Annotated in this window: 16 protein-coding genes; 1 reads left to right on the top strand and 15 read right to left on the bottom strand. The window is 35.7% G+C overall.

All coding sequences use genetic code 11. From position 1 onward, the window contains the following. Window positions 1-32: 32 nt before the first annotated feature. Complete coding sequence (locus tag JO950_RS10290) at window positions 33-2423, bottom strand: penicillin acylase family protein (RefSeq protein WP_202702558.1); 2391 nt, start codon at window positions 2421-2423, stop codon at window positions 33-35. 343 nt (window positions 2424-2766) lie between these two features. On the opposite strand from JO950_RS10290, the gene JO950_RS10295 reads away from it, so the two are divergent. Beyond that, complete coding sequence (locus JO950_RS10295) at window positions 2767-4578, top strand: hypothetical protein (protein WP_202702559.1); 1812 nt, start codon at window positions 2767-2769, stop codon at window positions 4576-4578. A gap of 58 nt (window positions 4579-4636) precedes the next feature. On the opposite strand, the gene JO950_RS10300 is transcribed toward JO950_RS10295, so the two are convergent. From JO950_RS10300 to JO950_RS10365, 14 genes are all read right to left on the bottom strand, one after another. Beyond that, complete coding sequence (locus tag JO950_RS10300) at window positions 4637-5089, bottom strand: glycine zipper family protein (protein ID WP_202702560.1); 453 nt, start codon at window positions 5087-5089, stop codon at window positions 4637-4639. A gap of 184 nt (window positions 5090-5273) precedes the next feature. Next, a complete protein-coding gene (gene kynU / locus JO950_RS10305; protein ID WP_202702561.1) occupies window positions 5274-6551 on the bottom strand; it encodes a kynureninase in 1278 nt (425 codons plus the stop codon). A gap of 292 nt (window positions 6552-6843) precedes the next feature. Then, window positions 6844-7893, bottom strand: coding sequence for a tRNA preQ1(34) S-adenosylmethionine ribosyltransferase-isomerase QueA (gene queA, locus JO950_RS10310; protein WP_173965934.1), 1050 nt, complete (start codon window positions 7891-7893; stop codon window positions 6844-6846). Between the two features lie 331 nt (window positions 7894-8224). Then, window positions 8225-9451 carry a 3-phosphoshikimate 1-carboxyvinyltransferase gene (gene aroA / locus JO950_RS10315; RefSeq protein WP_202702562.1) on the bottom strand — a complete coding sequence of 409 codons (1227 nt, stop codon included), beginning with the start codon at window positions 9449-9451 and terminating at the stop codon, window positions 8225-8227. A 79-nt stretch (window positions 9452-9530) separates the two neighbouring features. Beyond that, window positions 9531-9857 carry a nucleotide pyrophosphohydrolase gene (locus JO950_RS10320; protein WP_012022600.1) on the bottom strand — a complete coding sequence of 109 codons (327 nt, stop codon included), beginning with the start codon at window positions 9855-9857 and terminating at the stop codon, window positions 9531-9533. 43 nt (window positions 9858-9900) lie between these two features. After that, window positions 9901-11913: a DUF3857 domain-containing protein gene (locus tag JO950_RS10325; protein ID WP_202702563.1), complete on the bottom strand. Its 2013-nt coding sequence runs from the start codon at window positions 11911-11913 to the stop codon at window positions 9901-9903. 5 nt (window positions 11914-11918) lie between these two features. Next, window positions 11919-13826: a DUF3857 domain-containing protein gene (locus JO950_RS10330; protein WP_202702564.1), complete on the bottom strand. Its 1908-nt coding sequence runs from the start codon at window positions 13824-13826 to the stop codon at window positions 11919-11921. Between the two features lie 65 nt (window positions 13827-13891). Continuing rightward, window positions 13892-14344 (bottom strand): D-aminoacyl-tRNA deacylase, encoded by a 453-nt coding sequence (dtd, locus tag JO950_RS10335; protein WP_202702565.1) that lies wholly within the window; start codon window positions 14342-14344, stop codon window positions 13892-13894. Window positions 14345-14426: 82 nt separating this feature from the next. Continuing rightward, complete coding sequence (gene rsgA, locus JO950_RS10340; protein WP_202702566.1) at window positions 14427-15404, bottom strand: ribosome small subunit-dependent GTPase A; 978 nt, start codon at window positions 15402-15404, stop codon at window positions 14427-14429. 137 nt (window positions 15405-15541) lie between these two features. Further along, window positions 15542-18904, bottom strand: a complete 3363-nt coding sequence (locus JO950_RS10345; protein ID WP_237732332.1) for a VIT domain-containing protein — start codon at window positions 18902-18904, stop codon at window positions 15542-15544. Between the two features lie 216 nt (window positions 18905-19120). After that, a complete protein-coding gene (locus tag JO950_RS10350; protein WP_070906531.1) occupies window positions 19121-20203 on the bottom strand; it encodes a bifunctional 3-deoxy-7-phosphoheptulonate synthase/chorismate mutase type II in 1083 nt (360 codons plus the stop codon). Window positions 20204-20215: 12 nt separating this feature from the next. After that, complete coding sequence (locus JO950_RS10355) at window positions 20216-21073, bottom strand: prephenate dehydrogenase (protein ID WP_017496172.1); 858 nt, start codon at window positions 21071-21073, stop codon at window positions 20216-20218. Window positions 21074-21217: 144 nt separating this feature from the next. Beyond that, window positions 21218-22363, bottom strand: a complete 1146-nt coding sequence (locus JO950_RS10360) for a pyridoxal phosphate-dependent aminotransferase (RefSeq protein WP_202702567.1) — start codon at window positions 22361-22363, stop codon at window positions 21218-21220. A 110-nt stretch (window positions 22364-22473) separates the two neighbouring features. After that, window positions 22474-23313 carry a prephenate dehydratase gene (locus JO950_RS10365; protein ID WP_202702568.1) on the bottom strand — a complete coding sequence of 280 codons (840 nt, stop codon included), beginning with the start codon at window positions 23311-23313 and terminating at the stop codon, window positions 22474-22476. Window positions 23314-23598 lie beyond the last annotated feature (285 nt).

Consider the following 23598-nt stretch of genomic DNA (forward strand, 5'->3'; position numbering starts at 1 on the left):
AACTCGAAACCTGAAACTCGAAACCAAAAGCACTACTTCGCTTTTGGTTTCAAAACTAATTTGGTGGATGTTTTAATGATCTCTTCTTTGTTCAGTTTCATCTTTCTGAATTTACCGGCATTGTACATCTCGGCCTGATCGTCATAATGTTTACTAAACGGGTTACCGGATTGTCCTGTTGGCAAAATACTCCAGCTATTTTCGATATCCGAGAAATCCACTACTCTTCTGGTTGATGGCCCGCCTTTTACGTGATACTTCCCTTCCTTATTGAATCCGAAAAACTGATTGTTTATTACTTCATTCGATCCCGGAGCTGCAAATGGCCCTACATTAAACAAACGGCGCAAAGCTGCTATTTTCCCTAAAGGATGTTCATGTTCTACGGTGTGTGCTTTACCCCAGTTCCAATCTGCGACCTGATTTCCAAATTGTTCCTGAAGTTCCGCTATGGCTTCATGGAAGGATTTCGAAACAATATCACTTCTGGTTTCTTTTACATTTTTGGTTTTGATGTTGTCCCACCAAACAGAATTTTCATTCTGAATTTGTCTTGCAATGATTTGTTTCCCCAGTGAGGTATCAAGATACAAACTAAAGTTATCGGCTCCCATCTCGTCTTCAAAAGTATTTTTCAGATACAGATAAACCCATTTGTTGTAAATCGTTGGTCCAACATCCTCCGTATTATTGGTTCCTTTCCATGATTGCAAAGCGTTTATCGCTTCTTTTTCTTCTGCTGAAAGCGAACTTCCGGCTACAGTCGAAATTAAACGTTGCACCACTCCCGGTGAAACCAGTGACGTATTATCAAAAATCATCTTACTGATGGCTTCTTTGTCCCAATCTGATTTTGCCTCCATTAAACCTGAAATTCTTTTGGCACGATCCTCCGGCAAATAATATCCCGGATATAAAAAGCCATCGATAGCCTCAGGCTGATTGTTGGCAGAATACACATAACCCCATTTTGGATTCTCGGCAGAAGGATTCTTCGAAAAATCTAAATGTTCTTTAATATCGTCTTTACCGCTGGCACCATCCAAAATAAAAAAGGTATTCACTCCTTTATCATGTTTATAAAGTGCTCCGGTTGCCCACCATGCCACATTTCCTTTAGCATCACCATACATCACATTCAAACCCGGTGCCGCTACAAGCGAAACTGCTTTTCTGAAATCGTCTTTATTTTTAGCATGCGAAAGTCCATAAACGGCATCTAAAATCTGGATGGGCTGTTGTGTATACACCCACGACATTGCAATAGGATTCTTTTTTCCTAAGCGATCCAGCACATCATTCATGATAGGCCCGTGACGGCTTGATTTAACCGTCAGAACAACATCTGACGTATCTTTTACTTTTATCGTTTTTTTAATCGCCGTATAAGTCGCAAAACCTGTTGGTGTCTGATATTGATTAGAATCACCCTCTTTATTTTTTTCCTGATAAAAATCGATATCATCATTCTCGAACATCGTCAGTCCGTAAGCATAATTGCGATTGTGCGCCAATAGCGGATACGGCGTTCCGGCCAGATAACAGCCGTACAATTCGAAATCCGGTGTTACCAAATGTGCTTCATACCAGGTTCCTGGCTGTGAAAAGCTAATGTGCGGATCATTTGCAAAAATCACTTTTCCGCTTTTCGTTTTAGTAGGACCGGCAACCCAGCTGTTACTTCCCACAAAAGGAGGAATAAGCGAATTCTCCAGCAATGCCGCTACCGACTTTGAAATGGTGGTATATTCTTCGATATTCTCTTTTGAGTTTTTGATCCTGGTCGTATTAAACTCTCCCTCGATCCCTAAATCTTTTAAATATGCAACGCCGTATTTATCACGAATAAAAGTTAACAAAGGATCTGTTTTTTGCGCCATTGCAAAACTAAAAGACATATAACCAAAAATATTATACACGTCTTTTATGGTAAATTTTTCTTTTTTCACTCCTACCAGGGTAAACTCAATCGGCGTTACTCCCTCTTCCATGTACTGATTTATCCCGTCCAGATAAGCCATGGTCATTTTATAACTCTGACTGTTCGGATCTAATTTTGCTATGGCTTTTGCTGAAGCTTCTTCTATACCGATTCCGGAGAAAAATTTATCATTTTTTAGTGCAACCGATCCAAAGATTTCTGATAATCGTCCGGGTGCAATTCTTCGAAGTAATTCCATTTGCCATAATCGTTCCTGCGCATGAACATAACCAAGTGCTGTCATCGCGTCTTTTTCAGAATCGGCATAAATATGAGGCACTCCAAAATCATCAAAATACACCGTGGTTTCTTTCTGGAGGTTTTTGAGTTGTACTTCACCTTCGTATTTAGGCTTCAGATGAAAAATGTAGGCACAAAGACCAATCCCAAGAATAACAATCAATACCAATAAAACCAACAGAATTTTTTTAATTTTTCTCATATTTATGAAACGTATAAGGATCAATGTTTTTGTAATGATGTCCCTTAAATTTAAAATACTTTAAGAAACATCGCTTTTAAAAGTCTAAATTTATGTATTTAAAATCAACTATGTTTGGGAGTGGTTTTTTGTTTCACGCAGATTTTACAGATTTTTTTTGCTCCTTTTATAATAGGCGTCTTTTTGATCGCAGTAAAATCTTTTAAAAATTAATGGATTAACTTTCTACTTTAAAATAACATTCCGAATGCAGTTGAAGAATAACAAACTGCAAACCTGATATTTATCAGGTTTTTTGAATTTTATTTTCCCAACCTTTGCTTTTATTTTAATTTAAAAACAAATGGCAAAACCATCGATACACACTTTCCATATCCCTGTAATGGGTCTCGCATATACAATCGACAGTCCAATTCGAGTGGCACAATTTGGTATTTCATCTGTAGTTTCTATCGCTGATGATGATCTAATTGAGAAGATGCGTAATTTTTACAGTACTAAATTTAATTTTCCCTACGAGGAGATCAGTCAAAAATTTCAGGACTACAGGGCACAGCGCATTACCTCGTATCTCAATTTGGTCGATAAAATTGTGAAAGAGAAATTTGAAAATTTTAAAACGGAATTAATCGAAAGTAAGACTGCGGTAGAAAATTATATTACAATGTTACCGAATACTTCCGACATCAAAAAGGGGTTTCAGAATTTATTGGAGGACGGGATTTCTTTTAAGGAAAACATTCAAAACTATATCGAATCTCATCTTTCACCCGGTTGTATTGACGTGAACATTATGACCAAAATCGACAAAGATAATTTTGAAAAAAACGAACAGCTTCCCATTGAATTTAATGATGCTCATGCCGCTTTGCGAGGTTTCGCTAATAGTGATCTTGAATCTTCAGTGGTACTTTCTGCCGGAATGAATCCAAGATTGTACAGCTATTTCGAAAATTTTACGGATTTCTTTCCCAATAGTAAAAACGAACTTAAAAAGAGAATTATTCTAAAAGTCAGCGATTTCAGATCGGCTATGATACAGGGAAATTTTCTAGCCAAAAAAGGCCTGTGGGTTTCTGAATACCGCATAGAATCAGGACTAAACTGCGGCGGACATGCTTTTGCCACTGAAGGCCTTTTACTAGGTCCGATTTTAGAAGAATTCAAACAGAAAAAGAATCAGCTCATTCAGTCTGCACATGAATTGATGACAAAAGTATTACAGCAAAAACAAGTTCATGTCCCTGAAGTACCATTGCCTTTGAAAATTACGGTTCAGGGAGGCGTAGGTACTGCCGAAGAACACGATTTTTTATTGCAAAATTACGAAGTAGACTCTGTAGGATGGGGATCACCTTTTTTACTGGTTCCCGAAGCGACTTCTGTAGACCCGGCGACTCGCAAATTATTAATGGATGCCAAAGAAAAAGACTTGTATCTGAGCCACATTTCTCCATTAGGAGTTCCGTTTAATACTTTAAAAGGCACTACAAATGAGGCTTTAAAGCAAAAAAGAATCGAGCAAAATAAAGCAGGAAGTTCCTGCCCGAAAAAATTCCTGGCCTTGAGTAAGGAATATGATCCACATGGAATTTGTACAGCGTCGAAAAAATTCCAGGACATTAAACTGGAAGAATTGGCTGCTAAAAAAAATAGTCTTTCGAAGGAAGCTTATGAGAGAGAACAGTTTTCGATCACCGAAAAAGCCTGTTTATGTGTCGGATTGGCCAATGCGTCCTATTTAGAAAATGATATCCAGATAAAAGGTCAGGCACAGGGAGTTGTTATCTGTCCGGGCCCTAATATGGCCTATTTTGACCAAGAAGTTTCTTTGTCTGATATGCTGGCACATATTTATGGGAATAATTCCATCCTGAGGGCTAATAACAGGCCTAATCTGTTTGTAAAGGAATTAAAAATGTATATCGACTATTTTAGGAATGAAATAAATAATATTTCGGGAGAAATCACCAATGCCCAATTAAAGAAATGGACTGTTTTTAAAGCTAATCTCTTAGAAGGAATTGCCTATTATGAAAATTTGTTTGCGTCTTCTTTCTATTTTCAGGAAGATCCCGAAAAAATCAAATACCAATTCGATTTTTACAAACTGGAACTGGCTACAATTCAAGTTCCAACTTGTGAGTTGGTATAAAGAAACCGCCGATTTAAAATTTAAATCGGCGGTTTTATTTTAAAACTGTTTTTCCAGTTTACTCTTTTTTCTTTTTGCTGCCATCGATAATAGCTCCGGTTCCGGCTCCAACACCTGCTCCGGCTAAACCGCCTATTATTGCACCTTCCCCTTTTCTCTTGCTAACAATGGCTCCTGTCACTGCTCCTACTCCGGCACCTATTACAGCTCCTTTGGCTGCTGAACTCCAGCCTTTCTTTTTGGGAGTGGTTTGTGTTGCAGTCGAGGTTCCGTCAGCTTTGTGATTGACCACTACTACTTTTTGTGTTTCTAACTTTTGTTGTGCCTCTACCTTTTGCTCTTCTCTGATTTTTGCCATTTCCGTTCTCATTGAATCAATAACTCTTTGTTTACTAATTTCAACTTTCATCGAATCAATACTAGCTTGTTTTGCTTTATTGATATCCTCTTTTCCTTGATTCTGGCAAGAAACAAGAAAAACCGCAGCTATAAAAATATATAAAGCTTTCATGAGATTGTAGTTTAAAAAATTATTACACTACAAAGTAAAGAAGAACTTTTTTCTGAAAGCTTACAGGATTTTGCAGAAAACTTATAGAATTTGAAGGTTCTGTTCCGCCACAGCTTATAAAGATTATAATGATTTTAAAAAACTACTTCCATCTATTTGAATCTGCATGGGATTATACTTTGACTTATGCTCCTAAAATTCCTTTTTTAAGAATCTGACCAAAATCATACATGTCTTCATACGAACAATACAATGGAACGGGTGCCAGACGGATTACATTGGGTTCACGCCAATCTGTTATCACGCCATTTTTCATCAGGTAATCAAATAAGCTCCTTCCTTCTCCATGTAGAAAAACAGAAAGCTGAGAAGCTCTTTCACTAAGATTTGAAGGTGTTATAATCTCAAAATTGCCTTTTACCTCTTTATCAATTTCCTGTAGTATAAACTCTAAATAAGCGGTAATTTTATCTCTTTTTACGATCAGGGTATCCATTCCAACCTCAGCAAACATTTCAACGGAAGCCAAATAAGGTGCTAAGGTAAGTATTGGTAAATTACTAATTTGCCAACCGTCTGCTCCATGAACCGGATCAAAATTAGGCTCCATTTTAAAACGACGTTCCTTGTTATGCCCCCACCATCCGGCAAATCTTGGTAAGTCCGGATTGTTGTGATGTTTTTCATGTACAAAACAGCCTGAAGCATTCCCCGGTCCTGAGTTCATATATTTATAACTGCACCAGGCAGCAAAATCTACATTCCAATCGTGAAGTTCCAGTTTAATGTTTCCGGCTGCATGTGCCAGATCCCAGCCCACTTTTGCTCCTGCTTTTTGACCTGCGGCAGTAATTGTTTTCATATCGAAAACCTGCCCGGTATAATAATTTACTCCTCCTATTAACACTAAAGCCAATTCCTCTCCGACTTCTTCGATTTTGGCCAAAATATCTTCAAGACGAATATTATGTTCTCCTTCACGGCGTTTAATTTCTACAATCGCATCTTCTGTTTTATAACCATGAAAATGTACCTGACTCTGAAACATATATTGATCTGAAGGAAATGCTTTTTCCTCACAGATGATTTTGTAACGGGTTGCTGTTGGCTGATAAAAAGAAACCATTAACAAATGAAGATTTACAGTCAAAGTATTCATTACCGTTACTTCAGAAGGTAAAGCTCCCACTATTTTACTCAGGGGTTCGGCGAATCTTCCCTGATAATCCCACCATGGTTTTTCGGCATAAAAGTGACCTTCTACGGCAAGATCTGCCCAATCGTTCATTACTTCATCAATATAAGCTTTGGTACGTTTTGGCTGTAATCCTAAAGAATTTCCGGTGAAATAAATCACTTTTTTATCATTAACTTTTGGAAATATAAATTGGTCCTGATAGTGATTTAAGATGTCCTCTGAATCGAGTTGTTTCGCGAATTCGCGTGTATTTTGAAAAGTCATTGCGTTTGTTTTGAATCGTAAAAATAACAAAAATTGTTTATTTTGTTTCAAGTTTCAGGTTTCAAGTTACCAACAGAACCTAAAACCTGAAACTTGAAACTTGAAACCTGAAACCTGAAACCTGAAACTTGAAACATGAAACCTGAAACATGAAACTTGAAACTTGAAACCTGAAACTTGAAACTTGAAACTTGAAACTTGAAACCTGAAACCTGAAACTTAAAACCATTATAAAATAGAAAACCCGACAAGTTTAAAAACCTGTCGGGTCTGTCTATAAGATAAATTCTAATTAAAGAATTAACATTGCATCTCCGTAAGAATAGAATTTGTATTCTTCTTTGATCGCTTCTTCGTAAGCTCTTTTCATTAAATCATGACCACAGAAAGCAGAAATCATCATTAATAATGTTGATTTTGGCGTGTGGAAGTTTGTAATCATACAATTGGCAATACTAAAATCGTGAGGAGGGAAAATAAATTTATTGGTCCAGCCTTCATAAGGGTTTAAAGTATTTTGAGAGGAAACTGAACTTTCGATGGCACGCATTGAAGTTGTTCCAACAGCACAGATACGTTTTCTACCTGCTTTTGCAGCATTTACGATATCACAAGCTTCTTGTCTGATGATCAATTCTTCAGAATCCATTTTGTGTTTGGACAAATCTTCAACCTCAACCGGGTTAAAAGTTCCTAAACCTACGTGAAGTGTTACTTCTGCAAAATTTACTCCTTTAATTTCTAATTTCTTCAAAAGGTGTTTCGAGAAGTGTAAACCTGCCGTTGGTGCCGCTACAGCTCCTTCTTCTTTTGCATAAATGGTCTGGTATCTTTCAGCATCTTCAGCCGTTACTTCTCTGTTGATGTATTTAGGAATCGGAGTTTCTCCAAGTTCTGTCAATTTATTTCTGAATTCTTCGTAAGATCCATCGTATAAGAAACGTAAAGTTCTACCACGTGAAGTGGTGTTGTCGATTACCTCAGCCACTAACGAATCGTCGTCGCCAAAATAAAGCTTGTTACCAATTCTGATTTTACGGGCCGGATCAACCAAAACGTCCCATAGACGCTGCTCTGAGTTTAATTCTCTTAATAAAAAAACTTCAATTCTTGCTCCTGTTTTTTCTTTGTTTCCGTACAAACGTGCCGGAAAAACTTTAGTATTGTTAAGGATCAAAACGTCTCCGTCATCAAAATAATTGATAACATCTTTGAACATTTTGTGCTCTATAGTTTGTTTTTGACGATCAATTACCATTAAACGAGACTCGTCTCTATTCTCTGCTGGAAATTCCGCTAAAAGTTCTTTTGGTAAGTTGAATTGAAAATGTGATAATTTCATATTGACATTGCTGATTTTAGAGTGTAGATTTTAGATTTTTTTATCTAAAATTGTAAATCGTGTGCAAATATACGATTGTGAGATAGGCGTTGTCAAGTGTTTTGCTGTTTATTTTCAAAAGCCTTTGGTTTACTGCCCCTTAGAGTTCCTTAAAAATGAAAGTTTTAGCTTTTTTTTAACTTTAGAGGAAACCAAAGTTCATTTAATCCGAACTCCTGAAAAATTGCTGTTGCTTTTCCTGATCAAAATCAAAAATAAATCCACAAAAAAACCTCCGGTTTGAATCGGAGGTTATTGAACTATGTTCAGCTCTTAAACGAGCTTCTATTTTTTATAGTGTTTCGACAATTTCAAAGTCTAATGCTTTCAAATCATTCCAGAAATCAGGGTACGATTTTGAAACTACTCCCGCATCTTCAATAACAATTGGTACTTTTAAAGCCAAGGGTGCAAATGCCATTGCCATGCGGTGGTCATTGTAGGTTGCAATCTTCACATTGTGCTTAATATTTTCTGATGCCACCAAAGTCAAACTGTCATTGGTTACTGAAATGGCAGCTCCTAATTTTGTAAGCTCAACTCGTAATGCTTCCAATCGGTCTGTTTCTTTAATTTTTAAAGTATGAAGACCTGTTAAATGACATCCTATACCTAATCCCAGACAAGTCACAACAATCGTTTGCGCAATATCCGGAGTATTGTTCAATTCAAAATTTACATTTTCAAACTTAAAATTCTCTTGTTTTACCAAAGTCATTTGATTGTTCTGAAAAGTAGTTTTCACTCCTAATTTTTCATAAAGTGATACCAATTCAGAATCTCCTTGTAAGCTGTTTTCTTTGTAACTGCTCAACGTTATAGAAGCAGTATCTGCCAAAGCTACTAAACTAAAGAAGTACGAAGCCGAACTCCAATCCGATTCTACTACCATTTCTTTAGAAGCGACTTCTGTTTTTGGATATACTTTAATCACATTACCTTCAAAACTGGTCTGAATATCTAAATCGTTTAGCAAAGCCAAAGTCATTTTGATGTATGGAACCGAAGTGATTTCACCTTCTAAAGTCAATTCTAAGCCATTCTCCAGTTTTGGTGCCACTAATAAAAGTGCCGAAATGTACTGACTGCTCACGTTGGCTGCCAAAGTTACTTTTGAAGCGGTTACTTTTTTTCCTTTGATTCGAATTGGCGGATAACCCTCTTCTTTTTCATAGGAAATCTCGACTCCCAATTGTTCTAAAGCTTCTACCAGAATCTTTATTGGGCGCTCCTGCATTCTGCTGGAACCAGTCATGACTACTTCGCGTCCTTCGTTTACTGCAAAATAGGCTGTTAAAAAACGCATCGCCGTTCCCGCATGATGAATGTCTATGATTTCGTCATGGCCAATTAGTGCTTTTTGCATTACCTCACTGTCATCGGAGTTGGAAGTATTGGCTAAAGTAATATTTGGGAACAGTGCTTTTAATAACAACAAACGATTGGTTTCGCTTTTTGATCCGGTTACTGCAATTTGTCCTTGTAAATTATGTTGAGTGGTTTGGAGTAGTAAATTCATTATAGGGTAAATATTATAGCATTTTTGCAAATCTATTTTAAATAAAGGACACTCCAAAACTTTACCGGGACTTATCACATTATTTTAATTTATCGTTGTTTTTATGACGATCCTTGTCCCGAACTGATTTCAAATCCATTTTTTTATCAAAAGCAGCTTGTAAATCTATTCCGGTTTGATTGGCCAGACAAAGTACTACAAAAACAACATCGGCCAGTTCTTCTCCTAAATCTTTATTTTTATCGCTTTCTTTCTCTGACTGTTCTCCATACCTGCGGGCAATAATACGGGCAACTTCACCTACTTCTTCGGTAAGCTGTGCCATATTGGTTAATTCGTTAAAATAACGAACGCCGTGTTCTTTAATCCAGGTATCTACATCCAGTTGTGCATTTTTCAAATCCATAGTTCTATTTTTCAACAAAAATAATTCTAATCTTTTAATACCGCTAGATTCTCTTTAAAACAATTTTCTCTGTTTCTTTAGCGATCATCCCTTTGTAATATTCTTTTAGCATTTCATATTTTTCAGTAGATACAATTGCATCATTAATCTGGTGCTGCACTGTGATTTGTAAAAGATTATCGTTTGCTGCAATGTTAAACTTAAAAGTTCCTAAATTCTCTTCCATATTGAAAATTGCTGGTGCAGGTAGTGTTTCTACTGCGAATCCTTCAGGAATTTTAAGCGTAATATTGTATTTATCAGTAAACGGGAAACCAAAATCTACCGGATATTCTCTCACTTCCTGTTTGAATGGGTTTTCCTTATTTGCAAAAAACAACATAGGGCTCACATATATTTTACCACCAATTACTTCACATAAATTATTCCCTGTAAAAGAGTACGATTCAACAATAGGCAATAGAATATCCTTTTCATTGGTTTTGGAGTACTCACTAATTTCAATTTTATTGTTTTGGTTTTCCAATTTTTCCAGATATTCCTCTTCTTTGAGACTAGAAATATTATGTCTGGTGATCACAGCATTGTAATCCGTACATTGTCTTCTGGTTTTTCCTGTGATTTTACCATCAGGATCAACGCTATAATTCATAAACACAATGTCATTCGACGATTTTTTAGGCATCAAATCTACTTCTTCAGAACTTCCGTCTTTTCGAATCAATCGACCGTACCAGTTTAGAGCTCTAAATGGTAAAACATTAGGGGTTGAATACTTATCTGAAGCATCTAAAAGGATATTCCCCTCTGGTGTTTCAACTGCCGCAATAACATAATTAAAAGCAGTTCTGTTTGGAAAAAGAGAAATCCCGTTAGAACGTGTACTCACTAAAACCGGATTTGCGGTTAATCCTGCGTAGCGCAACATAGCAGTTAACATCAAATTAATATCGGCAATGTTTCCTGACTTTTCTTTATAGGCTTTCTTAACACCACTGTCACAATTGTACCCGTTATAGTCATTCCACTTTACATTAGCCTTTACGTAATTTAAAATGGTTAAAATTTTGTCCTCCGGAGTGTTTTTTCCTGCCAGTATTGCCTTTAAATCTTCTTCAAAATATCCAGTTTTATTTAATTCAGGACCAAAATCATCATATTCGTAAATGGTTTTGACCACAGAATTCCAATCTGTCGAATACATTTTTAATTGTGCATTTAGATGTTTTGTCATTGATAATTCATGCTGAATGCTGGATACGTAATTATCAATATTATTTACAAAAGCTTCCTCTTTCATAGCCGGAAAATCTTTTGCTACATAAGTTGTTCTTGTTTCAGTGTAATTAATTTTATCTGTAGAAAATGTTGTCGTACTGTTCATCCCTTCACTTCTTTCTTTACTTGTGAGAGTAATCGTCTTTAAACCTTTTTCTACTGTTAGTTTAGGAAAGATATATCCTTTCTGTCTTGAATTAAAGACATAATACTCCGGAATATAGGTGCTAAACTCGGAATAATTCACAGGAATACTGTTTTGAAATTCCCACTCCCTGATAAGTCGATCACTCGGACATCTTAAAACATATCGAAATTCAATAACAGAACCTTCTTTAACATTAGGCATTGTAATCTTTTTTTGTGACCTGTATTTATTGACTACTTCATCAAACACTCCATCGCTCTTCAGTTTTGTCTTTTCGATTTTCCCTCCAACCAAATTGTAAGTAACAGCATCACTAAATGTTACCTTTTCTTTAAAGCCACTCTCATTACCGTACCATACTTTTTGATTAGCCCACTCGTATCCTGCCTTTTTATAAATTTTAATTCTGATTTCAACTTCTGTAACGGTAATAAAACCTTCATTTGAATCATACTGTATACTGGCATTCCCTTTTTTATACAGAATAGCAGCTACTGCTGATGAATCTTTAGGGTGTACTTTTTCCTCTAGTTCTGCAACAGATACTTTCCCTAATTTAAACTCTTGTGCTGAAACTTTAAACATGCCCAGCAGCACAATTAAAAAACTTAAAAATTTGATTGGTTTCATTTTGGTTAGTTCTTGGTTAATATAATTTTGGCATTATCATTTTTGGCTATCTGCTCCATAAAAAGACGATAGTCATCGTATTCTTTGTTGGAGTATTTCCCTTTATTTAAAAACAGCGAACGTTTGTAGAGTAATTTATTATTCTCTTTTTTGATAATTTCGGTTTTGTATGCTCCGAACTTTCCATTTAATTCGAAATTTGAGGGCAAAAATTCAATCGCAAAACCTGCAGGTAAACTAACCTCAATTTCATCAGTATCTAAATACCCGCGCTGAATTTGAAATGAATTTTTTCTGTTTCGGATTCTCTTTACGTTCGTGGCACTTTGATTAAATGCATCAACAGCAAAAATTAGTTTATTCCCTGAGACTGTTGCATAATTTAAAGCACTAAGCTGGACATCTTCGGTAAAACGTATCGCCTCTTTGTTATTAGTCAAAGCCATTTTACCCAATTTCAGGTTGTTGATATTGTCCCAATATTCTTTGTAGTGGGCTTCTTTTTCGGTTGGCTGTAAATGCTCAATCCGTGTTTTCGAAGCGTATTGAGAACCTTCTGAATGTATTAAAACGGAACCGGAAAAATGTCCGTTTTCATCTATTGTATAAGTACCTTTTTCATTTTGAGTGTTGCCTTCATCTGCATACACTTTTGTTCGCACAATTTCACCACCCTCAGGTTTAATAACTAATACATCTCTGTCATCCGTAAAAGTTCCCTGATACCCGAAAGGATTGTCCTGACTCGTACATTCTAACCAAGTATAACTATCACCTGTGGGAATTGCTAAAATAATATGGTTTCCTTGTTGAGATACAAAATCTGATCTAATATCCATTTTATATGAGTCGCCATACAGTTTTGTATAATAAGATTCTACACCTACGCATTTCAATAATGCTTTAGTATAATTAGTCAAAGCCTTACAGTCACCATAGCCTAATCGATCAACATCTTTAGCAAGCATTGGTTTCCAACCTCCTATTCCCTCATGAATAGCAACATACCTAACTTTTTGTTGAAGATACTTATAAATTATTTTTGCTATCTCAATGGCATCTTTCTCATTCCCAACCAAAGCTTTCATTTTTACTTTCGTTTCCTCTGGAATATCTTCAGTACCAAATAAAATTTTATCTCCCCACCATTTACCAAATTCTTTCCAAGTCTTGGCGTTCCCATCAACCCCTTCAAGATTAAAATATTCAAGTCCCATTAAAAGACTAGGATATATTTCATTAAAACTCGGGCTATAATCTTCTGATTTTTGTGCCAAAATAGCTGCTGCAACGTACGAAAGTTGAGTCTCACTGTCGACGATCTTTTTTATATTAAAATCTAAAAATTGATATTCTTTTTTCCTAAAACCTAAGCTAGCTGGATATTTAATGTTCAAAACATTCTTTTCAACACTAATATAATATCCCTCTAATGGCATCCACGTTGGAATAAAAGCAGTTGTAGAAGTTTGTGTTTCACTATTATAAACTACAGTGTATGGGTACGAAATTGGGGTATATTCTAAAAAAAGATATCTATTATCAGAAATAAGTGTACCGCCATCAACTGCGCTTTGATCTTTAAAATCTTTTCTTTTGACTTTTTTTATTTCATTTCCAAAAGCGTCATAAATAATAGCTTCAATACTATTAACTGACGAATTTTTACCATAATCTTCATAAGCATTTACCGCATTCGAACCTTTTTCATTTAGTACCGTAACGATTCGTTGCGTTTTTATAGTCATACTACGTTGCGAAGAAATTGTAATATCAGTCTGATTTAGACGAACTACTGCATTGGCATTTTCTTTAAGACTGTCGGCAATTGCAGCCACAGCATATTCGCTTTTTTGAGCGGAAGAAATAAGGGTAAACAGGCAAAAAAATAACGTAACAACCAGGCTTCTCATTTAGTAAGTAATTTCGCCAAATATATATTATTTTTAGAAATCCTTAACATTTGTCTAATATTTTTTTAATCTCTGTTTTTGCTGTCTATTAAAATAGTTACGGGTCCGTCATTTACCAGGCTAACTTTCATATCGGCACCGAAAATTCCTGCCTGTATTTTTTTAGTGAATTCTTTTTCTAGGGATTTTAGAAAATTCTCATACATGGGTATTGCGAAGTCTGGTTTTGCTGCTTTTATATAAGAAGGACGATTCCCTTTTTTGGTAGAAGCATGAAGTGTAAACTGACTCACTACGATAATATCTCCGTCGATATCCTGAATTGAACAGTTCATAACGTCATTCTCATCTCCAAAAATTCTCATTTTGACAATCTTACCCACCAGCCAATCAATATCTTCCTGCGTATCGGCTTCTTCTATTCCCACTAAAACCAATAAACCTTTCTGAATATCTGCAACTTTTTTCTGATCGATTGTTACGGATGCTTCTGAAACTCTTTGCAGTACTATTCTCATTTATGTAAGTCTTAAAGTTGAAAGTCAAAAAGTGTAAAAAAGCCCTTTCGAAACTTTTTAAACATCGCCCTTTTAACTGAATTTATTTTCTCGTTTCATCACTCGCTGCACGATCATCACCATAAGTATCCGTGCGGTAATGCTCTTCGTCTCCTTCCAAAATTTTGAGGTAACTGTTATAGCGGGACCAGGCGATTTCATCTTTTTCCAAAGCGGCTTTAATGGCACAGTGTGGTTCTTCTTTATGTAAACAGTTGTTAAACTTGCACTGATCTTTTAATCGGAAGAATTCCGGAAAATAACCGCTTATTTCTGAAGGTTCCATATCAACAATTCCGAAACCTTTTATTCCCGGAGTATCGATAATCTGCGCATTAAAAGACAGATCGTACATTTCGGCAAAAGTAGTGGTGTGCTGTCCTTGTTTGCTTTGTTCTGAAATTACAGTAGTTTTAAGATGCAAACTTGGCTCCATCGCATTGACCAATGTCGATTTTCCAACACCGGAATGCCCGGAAAACATACTCACTCTACCCACCATCATTTCTTTTAGTTTATCCACACCTTTATTCTCTGTAGAAGAAATACGCAGGCACTTATATCCTATTTCCTGATAAATGTGCTGCAGGTAAAGCTGTTCATCCAAAGTACTTTCATCCAAAGTATCGATTTTATTAAAAATCAAAACAGCCTCAATTCCATACGCTTCGGCTGTAACTAAAAAACGATCTATGAAACTCGTTGTTGTTGGCGGATTATTAATCGTAATCAGTAAAAAAACCTGATCTATATTGGATGCAATGATATGAATCTGTTTGGATAAATTAACCGATTTACGAACGATATAGTTTTTTCTTTCGTGAATATTAAAAATCGTTCCGGTTACCGCATCTGAAGTTTGCTCCAATTCATAATCAACAATATCACCTACAGCAATTGGATTGGTACTCTTAATACCCTTCATCCTAAACTTCCCTTTCATACGGCATTCTATAAAATCACCCTTTTCTGATTTTACAGTGTACCAACTTCCTGTAGATTTATATACGAGTCCTGTCATTCTTTAATTTTAGATTGCTGATTTTAGATTCTAGATTATGCTTTGAACCAAAAAATAAAAGGCAAAATTACGTTTTTAGAATTGAACAACGCAACTTCACCTTTTAAAAATAAAGACTTACTCTTAAATTGAAAGATTTACCAGATAATTTCGGCTAAAATTTCATTTTCTTTGATTTTCCCTAACTGAATCGTTTTTAAAGTTCTGGACGTTTTTCCCGCTCTTGTAATATAAATTTCGACCATTAATGTTGCCGGACCATTTTCAGTTAATTCAGTTTCTCCAAAATAATCGGTTTTAATTTTATATTTCCCCTTTATTGCATTTCGAATTATATATTGCTCCGGCCCATAACCTTCTGTAAAATCTTTAGAAAATCTTCCTCCAATTTGTGTAGAAGTATGGCTGTAATAACATTCTTCATTTGTTGGCTCAATTACATGTAAATCCAAATCAACATCCATTTGGTTCCAGTTCATAATAACTCTAATATCAACCGGCATTTTTGCAAGGTACTTTTTATCAAGCTTACCCGTTTTTATGCCAGAATGTTCTGTTATCATTCGATTAACATCCATTAGAATAATATCCTCTACACCTTCATACTGGCCACTCATTTCTCCATAATAATTCACTTCAAGCGCTTTAATTAATTGATCAAAAGCTTCTTGATATTTTCCTGCATCTTCTAGTGTTAACGCATAATCTCTGAGACTCTGTGGTTCATGCTCTCTCCATTTCACGACTTGTTTTGCAGTAAATACTGCATCATTATAATCTTTCCACTGACGCAAAGTATAAGTCAAAGTTTTATAAAGCTGGTGATTCTCTAACCCTAAATCAGCAATATTACTAAGGATCAGCAACGCTTTTTTTACATCGCCATGAATGTAGAAAAAATGAGCCACATCAAAATAAAAACTGGGGTTCCTTTCCTGTGCTTTTCGTAATTCAAAGTACAAATCATATTGTTTTTCTTTTGGAGCTGAGGCCAATGCTTTTAAATACAATCGATCTGGATTCCAACTTTTTGTTTCTACAACTCCACTATTCCAAGAGTCCTTTTTCGTTGTTACAATAATAACTCCATTTGCCCCACTGCTACCATATGCAGAAATTCTCGACGGATCTTTCAACACCTCTACCGAAGCGATATCATCTGACTTTAAATCGGTTAATTCACCCTCATAAAACTGACCATCAACAATAATTAAAGGCTTTTTTGAATCTCCGGCTAAATAACCTCCATTAAAATTTGAATCTTCTGAAAGATCTTTATTTTTTGAAGTGCCTTTTTCAAGAGCACCTGTTAAATCTGGTTTTTTTTGAGTACCATACCCTACTACAACTGTTTCTTGTAATTCTGCGCTGTTTGAAACTTTATTAATTTCTTCGCTTCCTACTTTTTTATCTTTTATCTCAGTAATTTTTGGTATATCCCCAGTAACTTCTTCCGCTTTTGCTAACACTGGCGCAACAAATTTAACCTGATCTACTTTTGGTGCAGAAGCAGTATTATATACATTGTTGTCTTCAATTACTGTCGCAGCTGTTCCTGCGCCAACAGGTTCATCTACGGTCAAGACTGCATCAGGATCTCCTTTTATAGTCTCTTGATAAACTGTGCCCTCATCTCTACCTAAACCAGGCGGCGGAAGTTGTCTTTTGTATTTATACTTAGACGCAATTTTCTGCCCTTTGTATTGAACATTCTTTTTCCACCAAATATTTAATTCCTTAAAATAATTTTCAATACTTTCCCAATTATTTTTTTGCTGCGCCAGTGTAGCATCATGTTCCTGTTTTTTAATTCGGTCAAATTCGGCACGCAATTCTGCTGGCGGCATAATATCATAAGAAATATAATCGCGAATATCTTCCAGAACAATTAATGAAGTATTCTTTGTTATGATTCCGTATTTCTTGCCCAGAAGCTCGATTTCATCTGCATTTTTGTCATATTGAAAATCGAGGTTGGCAATTTTTTTCTGCGCCCAAAGTTTTTCAATATTTACTTCTTTGGTATCTTGAATAGTAGCTTCAAGCGTAATTTTTCGTTCCAAAACTACTTGGTTTCCGTAACCAAAAAGAAGTGTAATCTCATTTTTCGGATTCAAAGAAATCCCCGAAAAACTAAAATTTCCCGAAACCGAAGTCCCTTCTATCGGAAATACATCAGTTACCGTTAAATTCTCCTTTATTCCAAGAAACTTTAAATTAGTATTTACCAATTTATCTAAAGCAGCTTCAGCATTTATCTGATTTAAATTGATGAAGTTTCCGCCGGTTTTCATTGAAGAAAAGTTGAGAAAAGCAAAATCTGAAGAAACTGAAGAGCTAATTATGTAAGCAGGTCTCTTCGTTTTGGGTAAAAGATTTTCACTCAAAGAAGATAATCCATCTGTGAAAAATAAAAATTCATCCTGGTTTTCAAAACTGATTTGTGAAAAACGAGTTCCGCCATCGTATTTTGTGTTCTCTAAAACTGTTTTTAATTCGGACCAATTTCCATCAGAAACTACAAACTCTTTTCGTTTTTCGAAAGTATAATTCAAAAAGTACAAGGTAACTTTTGTGTTTTGTATTTTCTGGAAATAAGCATTTAACAAATCCAGTTCCTTTTTTAAATCTCTGTTCTGACAGCTAAGCGAGTTATCCCAAATTAAACCAATCGAAGCCGGTGTCTTTTTCGCTGTTTTATTCCCTTCTACAAAAGTATTCCCGTAAAAATAATGTTGGCCTCCAACATCCTGCATCAATACACTTGGAAGATTTTGCTGTAATGGAATTTTAAAAACTATTTTTTCTGCAGGCTGATAGTTTTCTTTTTTGATCGAAGCCTGAAAAGATTGGTTCCATTTTGAAAAAGTAATCTCATTTCCTGAATTCTCAGTAACTGTTGGTGCCGTTGAAGCTCCTAAAACTGATACATTAATTTCAAACTGGTCTGTTTTTTTTGGAAAACGACTCATCAATTGATACACCAGATTGTCTTTATCAAAAGCCGAAAGTTCTTCTTCGTAACCAATAATCACGGTTCGTTCTCCATTTGGCAGTAACGGATAAATTCTGGTTCTAAAATTATTTCCATCTACTTTCTCCAGTAATCCCGGGTCAACACGACGATGTTCAATCGCTTCAAAAACCTGTTTCCCTTTATTTTTATTAACCGGAACTGCTTCGCGTATTTTTCCGCTAATATCAATAGCATATCTGGAAACCGAAACATTTTCCGGTAACGGAAAAATAAGTTCTGCCTCCATCTGACGGGTTCCTGAATTAAAAAAGTGCATTTCGACAGTAGTATAAGCAATGTTTCCTACCACTTTTACATTGACGAAAAGTTTGTTCATTCTCACTTTTTCAGCATCCTCTCCTTTAACCGTTAGTTCAGGACTTTGTGCGAAACTTTCTATTCCAATAAGCAAAAAGAAGAAAAACAATACATGCAAATTCATCCGAAAAATGCCCGGCACAGACGAAAACAATTTTGACTTCATGATACGAAAATTTAGGTTTATACTTTTATAGAGAACAAAAAACATCAAAAGGTTGGGAAGATACTATTTATTTCAAAAAAAAATCTCCAAAGCCCAAAAGCAAAGGAGATTTAATATAAAAAAACAATCTGTTTTTAAAATTGTGACATAAGAAAATCGTAGAACAACGTTTAAAAAGCTTCAATTCACTTATATCACTTATGCGTTTAGAAAAAATTATGCATTGAAAACTTTTTCCTGATGACCAATACTTTCCTGGTGAATTGCTTTAAACATTCTCAAAACAAATTCTTCGGTAAGTCCTTTTTTCTCTCCTTCCAGAATCATTTTTCCTAAGATTTCATTCCAACGATTGTTTTGAAGAATCGCAACGTTTGCATCTTTTTTCACCTGTCCAATTTCATCAGCAACTTTCATACGTTTTCCAAGCAACTCTAATAAGTTAGCATCCAAAACGTCAATGTTTGCTCTTAATTTCTTCATTTTTTGGTTGTACTCGTCTGTAGTATCATCTGTTTTTCTGATGGTCAAATCTTTTATGATTTGTTTCAAAGCATCCGGAGTTACTTGTTGAGCGGCATCACTCCAGGCATTGTCCGGATCGTAATGCGTTTCGATAATCATACCATCGTAATTCAAATCCAAAGCTTCCTGAGTCACTTCGAAAATCATGTTACGGTTTCCTGTAATATGAGACGGATCGATGATTAATGGTAAATCAGGGAATTTATTTTGCAATTCGATTGCAATTTGCCATTCCGGAATGTTTCTGTATTTTGTTTTTTCGTAAGTCGAAAATCCTCTGTGAATCACCCCTAATTTTTCGATTCCGGCCATGTGCAAACGCTCTACACCACCTAACCATAAAGCTAAATCAGGGTTTACCGGGTTTTTAACCAAAACGATTTTATCTGTTCCTTTCAAAGTATCTGCAATTTCCTGAACTGCAAAAGGGTTTGCCGTTGTGCGGGCACCCACCCATAAAACGTCGATATCGTGTTCTAAAGCCAATTTACAGTGTGCTGCAGTTGCTACTTCAGTTCCCATTAATAAACCGGTTTCAGCTTTCGCTTTTTGTAACCATTTCAAACCAATTTCTCCAACACCTTCAAATCCTCCCGGACGCGTTCTTGGTTTCCAGATCCCCGCTCTGAATACGCTAACTTTTGAATCTTTCAACTCACGTGCAATCTTCAATACCTGATCTTCTGTTTCTGCGCTGCATGGTCCTGCTATCACAAGTGGGTGATTTAAATTGAAATCTTCTAACCACTTTCTCATTTCTTTCTTATTTTCCATCTTTGTTATAGTTTATTTTTTAATTGTTAATCCGTTTAGTATTTCTTTAATTTTATTGGTGCTTTCCATTTCTTCAAAAATGGCGCTATAATCTTCTTCTTTCAGCAAATCCCTAAACCGACTGAGATTTGAAATGTATGCTTCTAAAGTTTCGAGAACGTATTCTTTATTCTGCTCAAAAATGGGTGTCCACATCGCGGGAGAACTTTTGGCCAGACGCACTGTACTTTCAAATCCGCTTCCCGCCATATCAAAAATATCCTGTTCGTCTTTTTCTTTGTTCATTACCGTTTTCCCAAGCATAAATGAGCTGATGTGAGATAAATGCGACACATAAGCAATATGTTTGTCGTGCGAAACCGGATCCATGTATCGAATCCTCATTCCTATTTCGCTGAAAAGCTTCAATGCCTTTTCCTGCAATTTAAAAGTGGTTTTTTCCACCTCACAAATAATATTCGTTTTCCCTTTAAACAACCCTCTTATCGCCGCCGAAGGCCCTGAGAACTCTGTACCTGCAATTGGATGTGTAGCAATAAAATTTCTTCGTTTCGGATGACTCGCTACTGCATCGCAAATTGGTTTTTTAGTCGACCCAACTTCAAAAACAATTGTTTTGTCTCCCACTAAATCCAATACTTTTGGTAAAACCGTTAGCGCCACATCTACAGGAACCGAAACAATTACAAAATCAGCTCCTGACAAATCTTCAAAATGTCCTTCCTGATCAATAACTCCTAAATCAATTGCTTCCTGCAGGTGTTTTTCGTTACTGTCAATTCCAAAAACAGCTGCATTTGGATGTTGGTCCTTGATGTCCAACACCATCGAACCGCCAATTAATCCTATTCCTATTACGTATATTTTCATACTATTTTTTTAATTTCCAATTTTTGATCTTATTTGTCTCCCTGAACGAAGTCGAAGGTCGCTCCAATTAGAACGTGGGCTTCGACTTCACTAAGCCTGACATCTGGATAAAAATCTTGATTCTTGATTCTAAAATCTTAATCCCTAAAATCGCTCTATTGCTTCTTGTACTTTTTCTTCTTTTACACACAATGAGAATCTGATGTATCCTTCACCGTTGCTTCCGAAAATAGTTCCCGGCGTGATAAAAATGTGTTTCTCGTATAATATTTCATCAATAAACTTCTCTGCTGACGCTATTCCTTCCGGAAGTTTTGCCCAGACAAATAAACCTACACCTTCTTTATAAACTTCGCAGCCTAATTTCTCTGCTAATTTTTCCGTTAATTCTCTACGACGTCTGTAAATTACATTCTGATCATAGAACCAACTTTTATCACAATTTAAAGCTGCTACAGCGCCTTTCTGAATTCCGTAAAACATACCGCTGTCCATATTGCTTTTTACTTTCAAAACAGCATCAATAATTTCAGGTTTCCCTAAAACCATCCCCACTCTCCAGCCGGCCATATTAAATGTTTTACTCAATGAATTCAATTCTAAAGCTACATCCTTTGCGCCTTCAACCTGCAGCAAACTCATTGGATTATCATTCAAAACAAAACTATACGGATTATCGTTAACCAATAGTATGTTGTGTTTTTTAGCAAAAGCAACCAGTTTTTCAAATAACGTCAAGCTTCCTCTTGCACCCGTAGGCATGTGAGGATAACCCAGCCACATCAGTTTTACTTTCTCCAGCTCTAATTTCTCTAAAGCTTCAAAATCAGGTTCCCAGGAGTTAGCCTCTTTCAAATCATAATAAACCGGAACTGCTCCAACCAAATTGGTTACCGAAGTATAAGTTGGGTAACCCGGATTCGGAATTAAAACCTGATCGCCTTCATTTAAAAATGCTAACGAAATGTGCATAATTCCTTCTTTCGAACCCATCAACGGTAAAATCTCATTGTTCGGATTCAACACAACACCAAACTGATTCTGATAAAAATCAGCCATTCCTTTTCTCAATTCCGGCAATCCCTGATAGCTTTGATAGCCATGCCCGTTTTCCTCCTGAATTGCTGTGGCTACCGCTTCAATTACTGCTTTAGACGGACTCAAATCAGGGCTTCCGATGCCCATATTGATGATAGGTTTCCCTTCAGATTGCAGTTGACGAACTTCTCTCAATTTTGAGGAGAAGTAGTATTCTTCAACTGTATCTAATCGTTTTGCTGTTGTGATCATTTTTTTGGGTTTTAGGCTTTAAGCTGTATGCTTTAAGCTCATTTAAACTTTTTAATTTGTTGTATTATTCTTTTTAACTTTATGATTTTCAACTTTTCAACTTTTCAACTTTAAGACTCACTTAAAGGTTTTGTGTTTTTGTATTCTCCCAATACTTTAAAATATTCTGCCATAATGTTTAATAACGATTTGGCTTTTGCAAAATCCTCGTATTTCTCAAAGGTTACGTCTACAAAAAACGCATATTTCCAAGGTGTTTCAATTTTTGGAAGCGACTGAATTTTCGTCAAATTCAATTTGCAGTCACTCATTACATTTAAAACCGCTGCCAGACTGCCTCTCTTATGATCCAGTTCAAATTTAATTGAGGCTCTGTTGATTTCATTTTCCGGCAAAAATGAATTCTGCTTTTTAATGATTACAAAGCGGGTCATATTGTTTTTGATGGTTTGGATTTCAGGAGCGATAATTTCTAAATTGTACATTTCTGAAGCCGTTTTACTTGCGATCGCTGCGATTCCGGTCAATTGTTTTTCCTGAATTCTTCTTGCTGTTTCGGCCGTATCTTTATCCTCAACCAATTTAATATTTGGATATTGTTTCAAAAAATCCATACACTGCAATAAGGCCATCGGATGCGAATGAACCTCTTTTATGTCCTCAATTTTCTGACCTTTTAAAGCCATTAAATTTTGGTGAATATTCAAATAATGCTCTCCGATAATGTGAATATTATTCTTATCAATCAAGGCATAATTTGGAATAATTGGTCCCGCAATCGAATTTTCGATAGCCATTACTCCCTGCTCTGATTTTCCGGAAAGCAGACTGTCAATTAATTCTTCAAAAGATAAACACTCATCAATATCCACGTTTTCAGAGAAATACTCCTTCACTACCTGATGGTGAAAAGATCCTTTAATACCTTGTATTGCAATTTTCGTTGTCATATATTCAAAAAAAAATCCTGATTTGCATCAGGATTGTATATTAGTTTTATTTGTCTTTTAATTTTCTCAAATAACCATAGCACAATCCTTACTTCTACTAAAGAAGAAATAAAAAGAGTTGCTAAAATAAAAACGGTTATTAGTCATTTTGTTTGTGTTTTTCAATAAATACTCTGCGAATGTATAAATTATTTTTACCGCACCAAAAAAAATAATACTTTTTATGAAACAAAAAAGGATTTCTTAACAAATTTATGATGTTTTGTAAGATAATATAAAAATATC

Source organism: Flavobacterium sp. UGB4466 (assembly GCF_903469665.1).
Lineage (GTDB): Bacteria > Bacteroidota > Bacteroidia > Flavobacteriales > Flavobacteriaceae > Flavobacterium > Flavobacterium lipolyticum.

Coding starts and splice junctions, on each gene's coding strand:
- rsgA (WP_202702566.1), bottom strand. CDS start 15,404: ATGACAGGACTCGTATATAAATCTACAGGAAGTTGGTACACTGTAAAA.
- JO950_RS10325 (WP_202702563.1), bottom strand. CDS start 11,913: ATGAAACCAATCAAATTTTTAAGTTTTTTAATTGTGCTGCTGGGCATG.
- JO950_RS10300 (WP_202702560.1), bottom strand. CDS start 5,089: ATGAAAGCTTTATATATTTTTATAGCTGCGGTTTTTCTTGTTTCTTGC.
- JO950_RS10295 (WP_202702559.1), top strand. CDS start 2,767: ATGGCAAAACCATCGATACACACTTTCCATATCCCTGTAATGGGTCTC.
- JO950_RS10345 (WP_237732332.1), bottom strand. CDS start 18,904: ATGAAGTCAAAATTGTTTTCGTCTGTGCCGGGCATTTTTCGGATGAAT.
- JO950_RS10290 (WP_202702558.1), bottom strand. CDS start 2,423: ATGAGAAAAATTAAAAAAATTCTGTTGGTTTTATTGGTATTGATTGTT.
- JO950_RS10355 (WP_017496172.1), bottom strand. CDS start 21,073: ATGAAAATATACGTAATAGGAATAGGATTAATTGGCGGTTCGATGGTG.
- JO950_RS10330 (WP_202702564.1), bottom strand. CDS start 13,826: ATGAGAAGCCTGGTTGTTACGTTATTTTTTTGCCTGTTTACCCTTATT.
- JO950_RS10350 (WP_070906531.1), bottom strand. CDS start 20,203: ATGGAAAATAAGAAAGAAATGAGAAAGTGGTTAGAAGATTTCAATTTA.
- queA (WP_173965934.1), bottom strand. CDS start 7,893: ATGAAATTATCACATTTTCAATTCAACTTACCAAAAGAACTTTTAGCG.
- dtd (WP_202702565.1), bottom strand. CDS start 14,344: ATGAGAATAGTACTGCAAAGAGTTTCAGAAGCATCCGTAACAATCGAT.
- aroA (WP_202702562.1), bottom strand. CDS start 9,451: ATGAATTTACTACTCCAAACCACTCAACATAATTTACAAGGACAAATT.
- JO950_RS10320 (WP_012022600.1), bottom strand. CDS start 9,857: ATGGATTTGAAAAATGCACAACTGGATGTAGATACCTGGATTAAAGAA.
- kynU (WP_202702561.1), bottom strand. CDS start 6,551: ATGACTTTTCAAAATACACGCGAATTCGCGAAACAACTCGATTCAGAG.
- JO950_RS10360 (WP_202702567.1), bottom strand. CDS start 22,363: ATGATCACAACAGCAAAACGATTAGATACAGTTGAAGAATACTACTTC.
- JO950_RS10365 (WP_202702568.1), bottom strand. CDS start 23,313: ATGACAACGAAAATTGCAATACAAGGTATTAAAGGATCTTTTCACCAT.